The sequence below is a fragment of the Streptomyces sp. NPDC056452 genome (assembly GCF_042796085.1).
Lineage (GTDB): Bacteria > Actinomycetota > Actinomycetes > Streptomycetales > Streptomycetaceae > Streptomyces.
Map to the genome: position 1 here is coordinate 206,748 of NZ_JBHTRI010000004.1, position 14,485 is coordinate 221,232.

Sequence of the window (14,485 nt, forward strand, 5' to 3'; positions counted from 1 at the left end):
CGCTGCCGACCCGGCCGCCCTCCTTCGCGAAGGTCGAGAAGAAGTCAGTGATCATCAGAAGTCCCATTCCGCGTCCTCGGCGGCGGCATCCGCGTCCGCCGCCGCGTCGGTGGCGGCGGTGAACGAGGCACCCGCCATGCCGGCCGTCAGCGTCGTGCCGTCCGCGGGGTCGATCAGCAGGAACGAGCCCGTGCGCCGGGAGTCCGCATAGGCGTCGAGCGCGAGCGGCTCGGCCGTACGGACCACCACCCGGCCGATGTCGTTGGCCACCAGCTGCCCGGGGGCCGGGTGCTGGGAGAGATCGTCCAGCGTGAGCCGTGACGGGATGTCCTTGACGATCGCCTTGACCGTACGGGTGGTGTGCTTGAGCAGCACCCGCTGGCCCACGGTGAGCGGGCGGTCGGCCACGTGGCAGACGGTCGCCTCGACGTCCTGCGTGATGGCGGGAGCGTCGTCCGCGGGGGCGAGCAGGTCGCCGCGCGAGACGTCGATGTCGTCGGCCAGACGGATCGTCACCGACTGCGGGGCCCAGGCGATGTCGACGCTCTCGCCCAGCGCGTCGATCCCCTCGATCGTCGTGGTGCGCCCCGACGGCAGCACGGAGACGGTCTCACCGACCCGGAAGACACCGGCCGCGATCTGACCGGCGTACCCCCGGTAGTCGGGGTGCTCGGCCGTCTGGGGGCGGATCACGTACTGCACGGGGAAGCGCGCGTGGCACGCCGTCAGGTCGTGGCTGACCGGCACGGTCTCCAGGTGCTCCAGGACCGTCGGGCCGCCGTACCAGTCCATGTGGGCGGACGGTTCCACGACGTTGTCCCCGGCCAGCGCGGAGATCGGGATCGCGGTGATCTCGGGGACACCGAGGGAGGCCGCGTACGCGGTGAACTCCTCGGCTATGGCGGCGAACACGGGCTCCGCGTAGTCGACCAGGTCCATCTTGTTCACGGCGAGCACGACGTGCGGGACACGGAGCAGTGCCGCGACGGCGGCGTGCCGGCGCGTCTGCTCGACGACGCCGTTGCGGGCGTCGACCAGGACCACGGCCAGCTCCGCCGTGGAGGCGCCCGTGACCATGTTGCGGGTGTACTGCACGTGCCCCGGGGTGTCGGCGAGGATGAACCGGCGCCGGGGGGTGGCGAAGTAGCGGTACGCGACGTCGATGGTGATGCCCTGCTCGCGCTCGGCGCGCAGACCGTCGGTCAGCAGCGCCAGGTCGGGCGCCTCCTGGCCGCGGTTGGTCGAGGCCAGCGCGACGGCCTCCAGCTGGTCGGTGAGGACCGACTTGGAGTCGTGCAGGAGCCGTCCCACGAGGGTGGACTTGCCGTCGTCGACGGACCCCGCGGTGGCGAACCGCAGCAGGGTGGTGGCCGACAACTGCTCTGCCAACTGGATGGGTGTGGTCATTTTAGAAGTACCCCTCGCGCTTGCGGTCTTCCATCGCGGCCTCGGACATCTTGTCGTCGGCGCGGGTCGCGCCCCGCTCGGTGAGCCGGGAGGCGGCGATCTCGGTGATCACGGCGTCCAGCGTGGTGGCGTCGGAGTCGACGGCACCGGTGCAGGACATGTCGCCGACCGTGCGGTAGCGGACCTGACGGGTCTCGACCGTCTCGTGGTCCTTGGGACCGCCCCAGTCACCTGCGGTCAGCCACATGCCGGAGCGGTTGAAGACCTCGCGGTCGTGGGCGAAGTAGATCTCCGGGAGCTCGATCCCCTCGCGCTCGATGTACTGCCAGACGTCGAGCTCGGTCCAGTTGGAGATCGGGAACACGCGGACGTGCTCACCGGCGGCGTGCCGGCCGTTGTACAGCTGCCACAGCTCGGGGCGCTGCCGGCGCGGGTCCCACTGGGAGAACTCGTCCCGCAGCGAGAAGACCCGCTCCTTGGCCCGGGCCTTCTCCTCGTCGCGCCGGCCGCCGCCGAACACGGCGTCGAAGCGGTGCTGCTGGATGGCCTCGGTCAGCGGGACGGTCTGCAGCGGGTTGCGGGTGCCGTCGGGGCGCTCGCGGAGCTTGCCCGCGTCGATGTACTCCTGGACGGAGGCGACATGCAGGCGCAGACCGTGCTTCTCCACGGTGCGGTCCCGGTACTCGAGGACCTCCGGGAAGTTGTGCCCGGTGTCGACGTGCAGCAGCGTGAAGGGGACCGGGGCCGGGGCGAATGCCTTGAGGGCCAGGTGCAGCATGAGGATCGAGTCCTTGCCGCCGGAGAAGAGGATCACCGGCCGCTCGAACTCACCCGCCACCTCGCGGAAGATGTGAACCGCCTCGGACTCCAGGGAGTCGAGGTGGCTGAGCGCGTACGGATTGACGGTGCCTTCCGGCACGGTGGCGACAGTGCTCACGCCAGGCCCCTCTCGGTGAGCAGCGCACGAAGTGCCGCTGCGGACTCCTGCACGGTCTGCTGGTGCGACTCGATCCGCAGATCCGGCGACTCGGGTGCCTCGTAGGGGTCGTCGACCCCGGTGAGGCCACTGATCTCGCCCGCTGCCTGCTTGGCGTACAGCCCCTTCACATCGCGTACGGAGCACACCTCGACCGGCGTCGCGACGTGCACCTCCAGATACGCGGTGCCCTCGGCGCCGTGGCGCTTGCGCACCGCGTCCCGGCTGTCGGCGTACGGGGCGATGACCGGCACGAGCACCTTCACGCCGTTGGCCGCCAGCAGTTCGGCGACGAAGCCGATCCGCTGGACGTTGGTGTGCCGGTCCTCGCGGGAGAAGCCGAGGCCCGCCGAGAGGAACTCCCGGATCTCGTCGCCGTCCAGGACCTCGACCCGGTGGCCGTCACTGCGCAGCCGGCCCGCCAGCTCGTACGCGATGGTGGTCTTGCCCGCGCTCGGCAGACCGGTGAGCCAGACGGTGGCTCCCGTCTCCGTCACGCTCATCGAAATCTCCTGATCAGTCGTCATCAGCCGTGCAGCCCGCATTCGGTCTTCCCGCGTCCGGCCCAGCGGCCGGCCCGTGCGTCCTCGCCCTCCAGCACCCGACGGGTGCAGGGCGCGCAGCCGACGGAGGCGTAACCGTCCATCAGCAGCGGGTTGGTCAGTACGCCGTGCTCGGCGACGTACGCGTCCACGTCGTCCTGGGTCCAGCGGGCGATCGGCGAGACCTTGACCTTGCGGCGCTTCTCGTCCCAGCCGACGACCGGGGTGTTCGCCCGGGTGGGGGACTCGTCGCGGCGCAGGCCGGTCGCCCAGGCCCCGTACGCGGTCAGGCCCTCCTCCAGCGGCTTGACCTTGCGCAGCGCGCAGCACAGGTCGGGGTCCCGGTCGTGCAGCTTCGGCCCGTACCGGGCGTCCTGCTCGGCCACCGACTGGCGCGGGGTCAGCGTGATGACGTTGACGTCCATCACCGCGTCCACCGCGTCCCGGGTCCCGATCGTCTCCTCGAAGTGGTAGCCGGTGTCGAGGAACACCACGTCCACGCCGGGCGCGACGCGGGAGGCGAGGTGCGCGACGACCGCGTCCTCCATGGAGGAGGTGACGCAGAACCGCTTGCCGAAGGTGTCGGTGGCCCACTTCAGGATGTCGAGCGCGGAGGCGTCCTCCAGCTCGCGCCCCGCACGTACCGCCAGCTCCTTCAGGGCCTCGTCGGTGAGCTCGCCGGTTTGCAGCGTGTCCGTCATGTCCCGTCCCCTTCCACGTCGTTGCGCTGGAGTCCGTGGGCCAGCAGGCCCAGGAACTTCAGCTGGAACGCGCGATTGCAGGAAGCACATTCCCAGGCCCCGTGCCCCGCCTCGTGCGGGCGCAGGTCCTCGTCGCCGCAGTACGGGCAGTAGAAGGGCGCAGCTCGTTCGCTCATGACAGCGACTCCGCACTGGCCCGCGCGGCCCAGGTCGCGAAGCGCTCGTCGTCCTCGCGCTCCTCCTGGAACCTGCCGAGGACCCGCTCGACGTAGTCGGGCAGTTCGGCCGAAGTGACCTTCAGACCACGGACCTTGCGGCCGAATCCGGCCTCCAGGCCGAGCGCGCCGCCCAGGTGCACCTGGTAGCCCTCGACCTGGTTGCCGTCGGCGTCGAGCATGAGCTGGCCCTTGAGACCGATGTCCGCGGTCTGGATGCGGGCGCAGGCGTTGGGGCAGCCGTTGATGTTGATGGTGAGCGGCTCCTCGAAGTCCGGCAGGCGGCGCTCCAGTTCGTCGATGAGCGCGGCGCCGCGCGCCTTCGTCTCGACGATCGCCAGCTTGCAGAACTCGATGCCGGTGCAGGCCATCGTGCCGCGCCGGAAGCTGGAGGGCTTCACCTGGAAGTCCAGCGCCTCCAGCCCGGCGGAGAGCGACTCGACCTGGTCCCGCTCCACGTCGAGGATGATCATCTTCTGCTCGACGGTGGTGCGGACCCGGCCCGAGCCGTGCGCCTCGGCCAGCTCCGCGATCTTGGCCAGGGTGGAACCGTCCACCCGGCCGACGCGCGGGGCGAAGCCCACGTAGAAACGGCCGTCCTGCTGCTCGTGGACGCCGATGTGGTCGCGCCAGCGGGAGGAGGGTTCGGCGGGGGCGGGGCCGTCCAGCAGCGGACGCTTCAGGTACTCGTCCTCCAGCACCTGACGGAACTTCGCGGGACCCCAGTCGGCCATCAGGAACTTGAGGCGGGCACGCGTGCGCAGACGGCGGTAGCCGTAGTCGCGGAAGATGCCGACGACACCGGCCCAGACATCGGGAACCTCGTCCAACGGCACCCAGGTGCCCAGGCGTTCGGCCAGCCGCGGGTTGGTGGACAGACCGCCGCCGACCCAGACGTCGAAGCCCGGACCGTGCTCGGGGTGGTCGACACCGACGAAGGCGATGTCGTTGATCTCGTGCACCACGTCCTGGACGGGCGAGCCGGAGATCGCGGTCTTGAACTTGCGCGGCAGGTTGGAGAACTCCGGGCTGCCGATGTACCGGTCGTGGATCTCGTCCACCGCGGGCGTGCCGTCGATGATCTCGTCCGCGGCGATGCCCGCGACGGGCGAGCCGATGATCACGCGGGGGCAGTCACCGCAGGCCTCGGTCGTGGAGAGCCCGACTGCCTCCAGCTTCTCCCAGATCGCCGGGACGTCCTCGATGCGGATCCAGTGCATCTGGACGTTCTGCCGGTCGGTGATGTCGGCCGTCCCGCGCGCGTACTGCTCGGAGATCTCGCCGATCACCCGCAGCTGCGCGGTCGTCAGCCGTCCGCCGTCGATGCGCACCCGCAGCATGAAGTACGAGTCCTCGAGCTCCTCGGGCTCGAGCACCGCGGTCTTGCCGCCGTCGATGCCGGCCCTGCGCTGGGTGTACAGACCCCACCAGCGCATACGGCCGCGAAGATCGTTCGGGTCGATCGAGTCGAACCCGCGCTTGGAATAGATCGTCTCAATGCGTGTCCGCACGTTGAGACTGTCGTCGTCCTTCTTGAACTGCTCGTTCCCGTTGAGCGGGGTGTAGTGACCCATGGCCCACTGACCTTCACCACGGTGACGTCCGGCCTTGCGGCGGGGCGTGGCGGTAGCAGGCTGTTCGGGGGTGGCGGCCATGGCAAATACGTCCTTCGGGACTGCAGGAGGGCGGCTCTGAACTGCACACTCGCGTGAAGCGCGGCGGTGCGCAGGGATGAAGCGTGATCAGGAGGGCGCGGCGGTGCTGGAGACTCTCAGCGGGCCGGACAGATGGCGCTGGACATGCGGCCGAGGTCGACGTGCCGCCGACTCACCAAGGCAATTCCAGTTCCAGACATGAAGGAAGCGTGTCACGCGGATCTCGGGACAGTCCACCACGATCCAGTATGTGGACGAGATGGTCCCGGAATGTGAGACGCTGTGGCATCCGTCACTTCCGGGACATCGACAAAGCGACTTTGTCAGGCCGCGGAGTCGTCGTACGCGCCGGGCCAGGGGCCGGGGTTCACGGCGTCGGGCTCCCGCTCGGTCCGGGTGTCGAACAGCCGGAAACCGCGGCGAAGGTAGTTGTCCATGGCGTGCGGGCCGTCGTTGGAGCAGGTGTGCACCCACACCCGCTCGGTGGGCATCCGGCCGGGGTGGCGTTCGGCGAGGTCCCACGCGCGCGCCACTCCGTACGACAGGAGATGGCCGCCGATGCGGCGCCCCCGGAAGGCCGGGATGAGCCCGAAGTAGCCGATCTCGACCACACCGCCCTCCTGCGAGTCGAGCTCGATGAAACCGGCGGGGGTCCCGTTCTCGTACGCCACCCAGGTCTCCGCGCCCGGCCGGTCCAGGACCTCCTGCCACTGCGCGTACGTCAGTCCCAGCCGGTCGGTCCACCGGATGTCCCCGCCCACCGCCGTGTAGAGGAACCGGCTGAACTCCGGCAGTGCCGTCTGCGACCGGACGATCCGCACATCGCCCGTGGGAGCGGCCGCGGGGCGCAGATCGTCGGGCGAGGTCTGCTCAAGGGACCAGATGGTCACCTCGGAGGTGGGAGCGGCAGGGGCGGAGGGAAGGGTCGGGTTGCTCATGGCCGCCAGAAAACCACGCCGTCCGCGCGGCGCCAAACCCGGTCCACGCGGGACCCGCGCCGCACCGGACCTGCGGCCACCGCTGCCCGGCCGTCCCCACCCGGCCCGCCCGGGGATCCGCCCATCGCTGTCCGGCCGGTCTCAGACCGTACCCGCGGACGTACGCGTCCTGACCACCACCGGAGCCGTCGAACGGGGCAGCAGGTCCGCCGGCAGGTCCGGATGGATCACCTCCACCTCCACCCCCTCACCGAAGCGGTACGGGCGATGGGCGAGCACCTCCGCCAGATGGCGCCGTATACGGGAGATCTCCGCCCGGACCGTCACCGTCCGGGTCGGGTCGCCGAAGATGTCCTGGGCCAGCTCCGCCGCGGTGCGCCCCTCCCGGTGCAGGGCCAGGGCGTACAGCAGCTCCGCGTGGCGGGGGGAGAGCCGCTGGGTCCAGGTGCCCACCGGACCTGCCACATGCACCGCGAGCCCACGCTCCCGGCTCAGGTCGAGCACCACACGGCGCGGCGGTGCGTCGGCCGTGCCGTCCGCCACCTGCACCAGCCAGCCCCCCGGCAGGGGCTCCACGAGGCACATCCCGAGCGACGCCAGCCACACCCGGCCCGGCCGCAGCGACTTCGGCAGCGGCAGCCGGTCCACCGGTGGCATACCGATCACGGCGGCCAGCCAGCCGTGGGTGTCCACCACCAGCGCACGGCCGCCCAGCCGGCACAGGATGGGCGCCGCCACCGACCGCAGCCGCTCGATCGCCACCAGGTGCCGTGTCCGCAGTTCGCTCTCCGCGAGCGAGGCCACCGAGCCGACCAGCGCCAGCGTCGTCGGATGGAACGTGGACGCAGGGCCGCTGATGTCGACGATGCCCATCAGCCGTCCGTCGCGCGGATCGCGCACCGGGGCCGCCGCACACGTCCAGTTGTGCAGGGCGCGGATGAAGTGCTCGGCCGAGTGGACCTGCACCGGGGTGCGGGTGGCGAGCGCCGTGCCGATCGCGTTCGTCCCGGTCGTCGACTCCGACCAGGCGGCTCCCTCCTCCAGGCAGATGTCCTTGGCCAGGCGCATCACGGCCGTGTGGCCCTGGCGCCACAGCACCCGGCCCTCGTTGTCCGTGACGACGAGGATCTGCTGGGCCGCGTCGGCGATCGCGGCCAGCCCGTCCCGCAGCAGCGGCATGACGTCGCCGAGCACCGTGCTCCGGCGCCGGTGCTCGATCTCGTCCGCCTCCAGCAGTTCGCTCTCCGGCGACTGCTCGGGATCGATGCCGCTGCGGAGCACCCGGTCCCAGGACGCGTCGATCTCCGCGCGGGGGACCGGCACCCCGCGTGCGCCGGCCAGACGGGCCTCCCTGGCCCGGTGCACCAGGCGTGTGGCGGTCACCACCGGCTGCGGTTCTGCTGCCGGTCGCGCTGCCACGGCAGGGCTTGTCTCCATGACGGGTTCCCCCAAAACAAAGCGTGGACCCGGTTTGGACGGGAAAGCACCGGGTCCAGAAGACCCATCCTGCCGTGCCCGGGTCCGTGGTGCCGCGCACTCCACACAATGTTGCAACCCTTTGCAACTCTGGTGACATGCCGCAGATCGTATGAGAGTGGCTGAACACCGGACGGGGAGTCCTCGGCTCCGCCGTTCGGTGGTCCACAAAGGTGGAGGGTGGTGCCGTGTCGGCGCAGCACCACCTTCCATCGTTGGCCCTAAGCCGGAGAACTAACGGTCCGCGGCCCGGGCCCGCTCCACGATCGACGCCAGGTCGAGGCTGTGCGGCAGCGTCCCGAACGCGGAGCCCCAGTCCCTGCCGAGCCGCGAGGCGCAGAACGCGTCCGCGACCTCCGGTGGAGCCCAGCGCAGCAGCAGCGAACCCTGGAGCACGAGGGCCATCCGCTCCACCAGCCTCCTGGCCCGCGCCTCCACGGCATCCAGATCCGCCAGCTCCGTCAGCAGGTCCTTGATCGCGGCATCGAGCCGGTGATCGGCGCCGCGCGCCTTTCCGACCTCCACCAGGAACGCGTTGAGCGCCTGCGGCTCGCGCTGGAGCGCGCGCAGCACATCGAGCGCCTGCACATTGCCCGAGCCTTCCCAGATCGAGTTGAGCGGCGCCTCGCGCAGCAGCCGGGGCATCCCGGACTGCTCCACGTACCCGTTTCCGCCGAGGCACTCCAGGGCCTCGCCGACCACAGCGCCGCACCGCTTCGTCACCCAGTACTTGGCGGTCGGCACCGCGATCCGCAGGAAGGCGCGCTCCTCGTCCGTGTCCGCGTCGTACGCGGCGGCCAGCCGCAGCGCCAGCGTCGTCGCCGCCTCCGACTCCAGGGCCAGATCCGCCAGGACGTTGCGCATCAGCGGCTTCTCGATCAGCAGTCCGCCGAACGCGCTGCGGTACGCGGTGTGATGGATCGCCTGCGCCACCGCCTGCCGCATCAGCGCCGACGAACCGACCACACAGTCCAGCCGGGTCGCCGCCACCATCTCGATGATGGTGCGCACCCCGCGCCCCTCCTCGCCGACCCGGCGCGCCCAGGTCCCGTCGAACTCGACCTCGGCGGAGGCGTTGGACCTGTTGCCCAGCTTGTCCTTGAGGCGCTGGATCGCGAACGCGTTGCGGGCGCCGTCCGGCAGGACGCGGGGCACGAGGAAGCAGCTCAGGCCGCCCGGCGCCTGCGCCAGCACCAGGAACCCGTCGGACATGGGCGCCGAGCAGAACCACTTGTGGCCGGTGAGCAGGTACTCGCCGTCGCCGGCCAGCGGCTCGGCACGGGTCGTGTTGGAGCGCACATCGGTGCCGCCCTGCTTCTCCGTCATGCCCATTCCGAAGAGCACGCCGGCCTTCTGCGACGGAGGCCGCAGCCCCTCCTCGTACACGTGCGAGGTCAGCAGGGGCTCCCACTCGGCGGCCAGTGCGGGATCGGTCCGCAGCGCGGGGACGGCGGCGTGCGTCATCGACAGCGGGCAGCCGTGGCCGGCCTCGGCCTGCGTCCACACCAGGAACCCGGCCGCGCGCCGCACATGTCCGGCCGGCCGGCCCCAGGCGTCGGTCAGACCGGCCGAGACCGCGTGCCCCAGCAGCCGGTGCCAGGCCGGATGGAACTCCACTTCGTCGACGCGGTGTCCGTAGCGGTCGTGCGTGTGCAGTCCGGGCGGATTCTCGTTCGCCTGAGCGCCCCACAGCTGTGCCTGGACGGAGCCGGCGGACAGGCCGAGCGCCCCGAGTTCCCTCTGCGCCTCGGGGAGGATCTCGGGCGCGATGTGTCTTTCGACCGCTTCGGTGAGGGCGCGGTCGGTGGCGAAGACGTCATAGCCGACCAGCGGCGGGACCTGGTTGGTCACTGTGTGGGTGCTTGCTGCCATGCCGATACGGTAAGGACGTGCAGGCAGCAAAAGAAACACCCGAGCGGCCACCGGGTCGGCTCCACCGGGCTCGAGTCCTCTACCGCAACGTATCCAAGCGGCAGATGGCGTGGCAGTTGCTCAAGGACACGGTCAACTCGTGCATGGAATACCGCATCCTCGGTCTCGCGGCCGAGGCGGCGTTCTTCACCCTGCTGTCACTGCCGCCGCTGCTGCTCGGGCTGATCGGCCTGCTCGGCTACGTCGACGACTGGACAGCCACCACCACGGTCGCCTCCATCGAGCGCAACATCCTCGGTGCGGTGCAGACCGTGCTGTCCGAGCGGGGCGTGAAGGACATCGCCAGGCCGCTCATGGACGACGTGACGACCGGTGCGCGCCCCGACGTCATCTCGCTCGGCTTCGCGATCGCCCTCTGGTCGGGTTCCCGGGCGGTGAACGTCTTCATCGACACCATCACCGTGATGTACGGGCTCGACGGGCACCGGGGCATCGTCAAGACCCGCCTGCTCGCCTTCCTGCTGTACGTGGTCGCCCTGCTGCTGGGAGCGGTGGTGCTGCCCTTGCTGGTGGTCGGTCCCGACCGGGTCGTGGAGTTCGTCCCGTGGGGGACCGAGGTACTCGCCGTCCTGTACTGGCCGTTGGTCATCGTCCTGTCGATCGCGTTCCTGACGACGCTCTACCACGTCTCCGTACCCGTCCGTTCGCCGTGGATCGAGGACGTTCCCGGTGCGCTGGTGGCGCTCGGGATGTGGGTGGTGGGCTGCTTCCTGCTGCGGATCTATCTCACGAACACGGTCGAAGGGCCCACGATCTACGGTTCGTTGGCCGCGCCCATCGCTGTCCTGCTCTGGATAGGTATCTCAGCATTCGCCGTACTCGTCGGCGCCGCGGTGAATGCCGCGATCGACCGGGTATGGCCTTCGCTTGCCACCGCCGCGGCCCGTGCGGCCAACGAGCGGCTACGCGCGGCCCAGGCGGCCGAGCTCGTGGCCCGGGCCCAGTCGGCGAACTGGGACGCCTACGCGGACGACGAGGACGAGGACGTGTACATGCCGTCCGAGTTCCCCGAGCGCTGGTCCCGCTTCCTGCCGCCGGACGACGTGAAGTCCCGGCTCCACGGGAACCGCGACAAGGACGCCAAGGAGCAGTGACGCCGTAGCGTGGAGCCCATGGCTGCGGGCGGACGGTACGAGGAGCGGTCGTCGCGCTTCGGCGGTGCGACGGTCTGGAACTGGAGCGGGCCGCGCGACCCCGCACGGGCCGTCCTGCCCGACGGATGCATGGACCTGCTCTGGACCGGCGGCCGGCTGCTCGTGGCGGGCCCCGACACCCATGCGTTCACTGCCGCGGAGGCCGGCCCCGGACCGTGCACCGGCATCCGCTTCGCGCCCGGAACGGCGCCCGCACTGCTCGGCGTACCCGCGCACGAGCTGCGTGACCGGCGGGTCCCCCTCGACGCGGTGTGGCCGGGCGCGGAGGTCCGCAGACTGGCCGAGAGGATCGGCGGGGGCGCCGACCCGGCCGCCGCACTGGAGGACATCGCCCTGCGCAGGGCAGCCGACGCGAACCCGCCGGACCCGCTCGCGGTGTCCGCCGCGGAGCGGCTCCGGCAGGGACTCTCCGTCGCCGACACGGCGAGGTCGGTCGGGCTGGGAGCCCGCCAGTTGCACCGGCGCTCCCTGGCCGCCTTCGGATACGGGCCGAAAACCCTCGCCAGGGTCCTGCGGCTGCAGCGCGCCCTGGCCCTCGTACGGGCCGGAACGCCGTACGCCGAGGCCGCCTGCGCCGCCGGGTGCACCGACCAGGCCCACCTCGCCCGTGAGGTGCGGGACCTGGCCGGTACGACGCTCGGCGGCTATCTCGCCGCGCTGGGCGGAGCCGGTCAGGCGCCGGCGAAGAGCGACACCGCGCTGCCGTCCGGATCGAGCACGACGGCGTAGCGCTGCCCCCATGCGGCGTCCCAGGGCTCCAGGTGGCCCTGGTATCCGGCACCGGTCAGTCCGGCGTACACCGCGTCGACCTCCGCCGGGCTGTCGCACAGGAAGGCGAGCCCGACACGCTCGCCGCCCTTCGAGCCGGTCCACTCCGGATCGAAGTCACGGACGACGTCCTCCGTGTCCCACAGAAGACGCTGCCCGCCGGGCAGTGCCACTTCGACGTGGGGTGCCGATTCCGCGTCGGCGGGGATGTCGAGTCCGAGCCGGCGGTAGAAGGCGAGCGATGCGGCCAGGTCCGCGGTCGTGATGCTGATCGCGTCGAGTCGTGGAGTCATGGACCGAAGGTATGCGGGTCACCGCTCGCAGGTCTTGTACGAAACGGTCACCGCCGTCACCCGGTCGTGCACGCGGCGGGCGAGGTGCCGGGGTTCGTCAGCGGAAGGCCGAGCTGGGCGCGTTCGGTGAGCCAGCGGGTCGGCCGGTGGCGGGGGTCGCCGGTCGTCGCGTGCAGGGCACGCTGCAGCTCCAGCATCCGGACGGCCCCGATCCGGTCGCCCCAGGCGAGTGGTCCCACCGGGTAGCCGAGTCCGGCCGTCACCGCCAGGTCGATGTCCGCCGGGGTGGCGAGCGAGCGCTCGGCGATCGACGCGGCGACGGACACCACCGAGGCGAGCAGCCGCTGCGCGACCGAACCCGCCGTGTCCCGCACCACCGACACGGCGTACGGCTCCTCGCCGTCCGCCGCGCGGGCCAGCACCGCACGGGCGTCCCGCGCGGCGTCCGGGCCGGCCGCGGGCGTCACCGCGAGCACGCGGCGGCGGCCGGCCGCGGGCAGCGGGTCCACGCCGAAGGTGCGCCCGGCGGGCAGGCCGAGCGAGGCCACCGCGGAGGCCACCGTGGTGCCCCAGACCGGGACCAGGACGACGGCGTCGGCGGAGGGCGCGGAGCCGCTCTCGACGGTGGCTCCCGCGGCGGTCAGCGCCGCGCGGAGGGCATCGGCGCCGGACGTCGTGCCCGTGCCCGTGTCCACCACGAACACCGGCCGGCCGGCGTCGCCCGTCACCGGCGCCTCCGATGCCGGGGCGGGCGCCTCGGAGCCGTACGCGAACCAGCCCTGCCCGGTCTTGCGGCCGTGCAGGCCCGCGGCCACCCGGTTCGGGGTCAGGTAGGAGGGGCGGAGCCGGTCCTCGTACCGGAAGCCCTGCCAGATCGAGTCGATCACGGCCGCGGTCACGTCGAGCCCGGTGAGGTCCATCAGCTCGAACGGGCCCATGCGCAGCCCCAGCACGTCCCGGGCGATCCGGTCGATGCCCGCCGGGTCGGAGACCGACTCCTCCAGCAGCGCGAGCGCCTCGGTCACCAGACCGCGCCCGGCGTGGTTGACCAGGAAGCCGGGGGTGTCGGCGACCGTGACCGCACGGTGGCCGCAGCTCTCGACCAGCTCGGTCAGCGCCGGCGGGATCTCGGGGCGGGTTGCGGCTCCCGGCACGATCTCGACGATCTTCATCAGCGGTACGGGGTTGAAGAAGTGCAGCCCCGCCAGCCGCGTCGGGTCCTTCAGCGACGCGGCGATCCGGGTCACCGACAGGGACGAGGTGTTGGTCGCGAAGACGGCGGAGCCGGGCAGGGCCCGCTCCAGCTTCCCGAACACCTCCGCCTTGGTGTCCAGGTCCTCCCGAACGGCCTCGATGACCAGGTCGACGTCAGGTCCCTGTGCCCAGGGATCGTCCAGGGGGACCAGCCGCTCCAGGGCTGCGGCACAGTCCCCGGCGGACATCCGGCCCTTGTCCACGGCGCGTTCCAGCATGGACCGTACGAAGTCCACGGCCGCCGTCACCGCCTCCGTACGGACGTCGCACAGCTCGACGGTGTGTCCTGCGGACGCCGCCCACTGGGCGATACCGCGGCCCATGGCTCCGGCGCCGACGATCCTGATACGCATGGAAGATGGGGTCCTCTCGGGGTTCGGGACGGTGAGTCGTCTCAGCGAAGATAGACGCGGTCGGGGTCGACGTCCTCCCGCAGGAGTCGCAGCTCCGCGACGGTGGGCGGCGGCACGGTCCCGACAGTGTCGGCCACCTTCAGGTCCCAGCCCGTCGCCGCCCGCACCTGCTCCACCGTGACGCCCGGGTGCACCGAGACCAGCCGGAGCTCCTCGCCGATCCCCTCGCGGGCCAGGATGCCCAGTTCGGTGATGACCCGGGTGACGCCGACCCCCAGCGGCCGGATGCCCTCGGCGAGCGCGCGGTCCGGGCCCGGTGTGGTGCAGAAGTCCAGGGCCTCGGTGAAGGAGCGTGGATTGTGGCGGCGCATCACCACGAAGACCTCACGGGAGTTGGCCATCACCTCGATGCCGCCGCCGGAGCCGGGAAGCCGCACCGAGGGGCTCTCCCAGTCGCCGATCACGGAGGTGTTCAGATTGCCCCACCGGTCGATCTGCGCCGCGCCCAGGAAGCCGACGTCGATGTGGCCGCCCTGCAGGACGTTGCCGAACAGGGCCGGCATCGACAGCACCGCCTCCGCGCCGGAGATGAGCACGGCGTCGGCGATGGTCTCGGGCAGATGCGAGGGGTGCGCCCCGCAGACCCCGGACTCGTACACGACCTCGATCTGCGGGGCCACCGTCAGATGGGCCAGCTCGGTGGCGAGCGTCGGCAGTCCGATTCCGGCGAAGACCGTGCGGCGCGCGGCCAGTTCGCGGGAGGCGACGACGGACAGCAGCTCCGAGGACGTGACGGTGCCCGGCTCGGTGGTGGTGGTCAT

The 14,485-nt window shown here is 71.3% G+C and carries 15 protein-coding genes; 2 read left to right on the forward strand and 13 right to left on the reverse strand.

Annotated features, from left to right (window positions below; translation table 11 throughout):
• Positions 1–54 precede the first annotated feature (54 nt).
• From ACFQ6X_RS06105 to ACFQ6X_RS06150, 10 genes are all read right to left on the reverse strand, one after another.
• Entirely contained in the window at positions 55–1,407 is a 1,353-nt protein-coding gene (locus tag ACFQ6X_RS06105; protein ID WP_383176628.1) for a sulfate adenylyltransferase subunit 1, read from the reverse strand.
• Between the two features lies 1 nt (position 1,408).
• A complete protein-coding gene (gene cysD / locus ACFQ6X_RS06110; RefSeq protein ID WP_383176631.1) occupies positions 1,409–2,344 on the reverse strand; it encodes a sulfate adenylyltransferase subunit CysD in 936 nt (311 codons plus the stop codon).
• Positions 2,341–2,910, reverse strand: a complete 570-nt coding sequence (cysC, locus tag ACFQ6X_RS06115) for an adenylyl-sulfate kinase (RefSeq protein ID WP_329206212.1) — start codon at positions 2,908–2,910, stop codon at positions 2,341–2,343. Before cysC ends, cysD begins: the two co-directional genes overlap by 4 nt.
• Positions 2,910–3,626, reverse strand: a complete 717-nt coding sequence (locus ACFQ6X_RS06120) for a phosphoadenylyl-sulfate reductase (RefSeq protein ID WP_383176634.1) — start codon at positions 3,624–3,626, stop codon at positions 2,910–2,912. Before ACFQ6X_RS06120 ends, cysC begins: the two co-directional genes overlap by 1 nt.
• Positions 3,623–3,802 carry a hypothetical protein gene (locus tag ACFQ6X_RS06125; protein ID WP_329206208.1) on the reverse strand — a complete coding sequence of 60 codons (180 nt, stop codon included), beginning with the start codon at positions 3,800–3,802 and terminating at the stop codon, positions 3,623–3,625. Before ACFQ6X_RS06125 ends, ACFQ6X_RS06120 begins: the two co-directional genes overlap by 4 nt.
• On the reverse strand, positions 3,799–5,496 hold the full coding sequence (locus ACFQ6X_RS06130) for a nitrite/sulfite reductase (protein ID WP_351173758.1): 1,698 nt from the start codon (positions 5,494–5,496) through the stop codon (positions 3,799–3,801). The genes ACFQ6X_RS06125 and ACFQ6X_RS06130 overlap by 4 nt, the downstream gene beginning before the upstream one ends.
• A gap of 116 nt (positions 5,497–5,612) precedes the next feature.
• Positions 5,613–5,696: a putative leader peptide gene (locus tag ACFQ6X_RS06135; RefSeq protein ID WP_310591794.1), complete on the reverse strand. Its 84-nt coding sequence runs from the start codon at positions 5,694–5,696 to the stop codon at positions 5,613–5,615.
• A 123-nt stretch (positions 5,697–5,819) separates the two neighbouring features.
• Complete coding sequence (locus tag ACFQ6X_RS06140) at positions 5,820–6,434, reverse strand: GNAT family N-acetyltransferase (protein ID WP_383176638.1); 615 nt, start codon at positions 6,432–6,434, stop codon at positions 5,820–5,822.
• A gap of 141 nt (positions 6,435–6,575) precedes the next feature.
• On the reverse strand, positions 6,576–7,871 hold the full coding sequence (locus ACFQ6X_RS06145; RefSeq protein ID WP_383176641.1) for a GAF domain-containing protein: 1,296 nt from the start codon (positions 7,869–7,871) through the stop codon (positions 6,576–6,578).
• Positions 7,872–8,144: 273 nt separating this feature from the next.
• Positions 8,145–9,782: an acyl-CoA dehydrogenase family protein gene (locus ACFQ6X_RS06150; protein WP_383176644.1), complete on the reverse strand. Its 1,638-nt coding sequence runs from the start codon at positions 9,780–9,782 to the stop codon at positions 8,145–8,147.
• A gap of 17 nt (positions 9,783–9,799) precedes the next feature.
• Between ACFQ6X_RS06150 and ACFQ6X_RS06155 the strand changes: the two genes are divergently transcribed.
• Together ACFQ6X_RS06155 and ACFQ6X_RS06160 are read left to right on the forward strand one after the other, a co-directional pair.
• Positions 9,800–10,936, forward strand: a complete 1,137-nt coding sequence (locus ACFQ6X_RS06155) for a YihY/virulence factor BrkB family protein (RefSeq protein ID WP_329206201.1) — start codon at positions 9,800–9,802, stop codon at positions 10,934–10,936.
• Between the two features lie 18 nt (positions 10,937–10,954).
• Complete coding sequence (locus tag ACFQ6X_RS06160) at positions 10,955–11,725, forward strand: DUF6597 domain-containing transcriptional factor (RefSeq protein ID WP_383176647.1); 771 nt, start codon at positions 10,955–10,957, stop codon at positions 11,723–11,725.
• Here the strand turns inward: ACFQ6X_RS06160 and ACFQ6X_RS06165 are convergent.
• The 3 genes from ACFQ6X_RS06165 to ACFQ6X_RS06175 are packed head-to-tail and all read right to left on the reverse strand — an operon-like array spanning position 11,668 to position 14,485.
• Positions 11,668–12,057, reverse strand: a complete 390-nt coding sequence (locus ACFQ6X_RS06165) for a VOC family protein (RefSeq protein ID WP_383176649.1) — start codon at positions 12,055–12,057, stop codon at positions 11,668–11,670. The two genes, ACFQ6X_RS06160 and ACFQ6X_RS06165, sit on opposite strands and share 58 nt — an antisense overlap.
• 56 nt (positions 12,058–12,113) lie before the next feature.
• Complete coding sequence (locus ACFQ6X_RS06170; RefSeq protein WP_383176651.1) at positions 12,114–13,664, reverse strand: 3-hydroxyacyl-CoA dehydrogenase; 1,551 nt, start codon at positions 13,662–13,664, stop codon at positions 12,114–12,116.
• Positions 13,665–13,705: 41 nt separating this feature from the next.
• Complete coding sequence (locus ACFQ6X_RS06175; protein WP_383176654.1) at positions 13,706–14,485, reverse strand: CoA-transferase subunit beta; 780 nt, start codon at positions 14,483–14,485, stop codon at positions 13,706–13,708.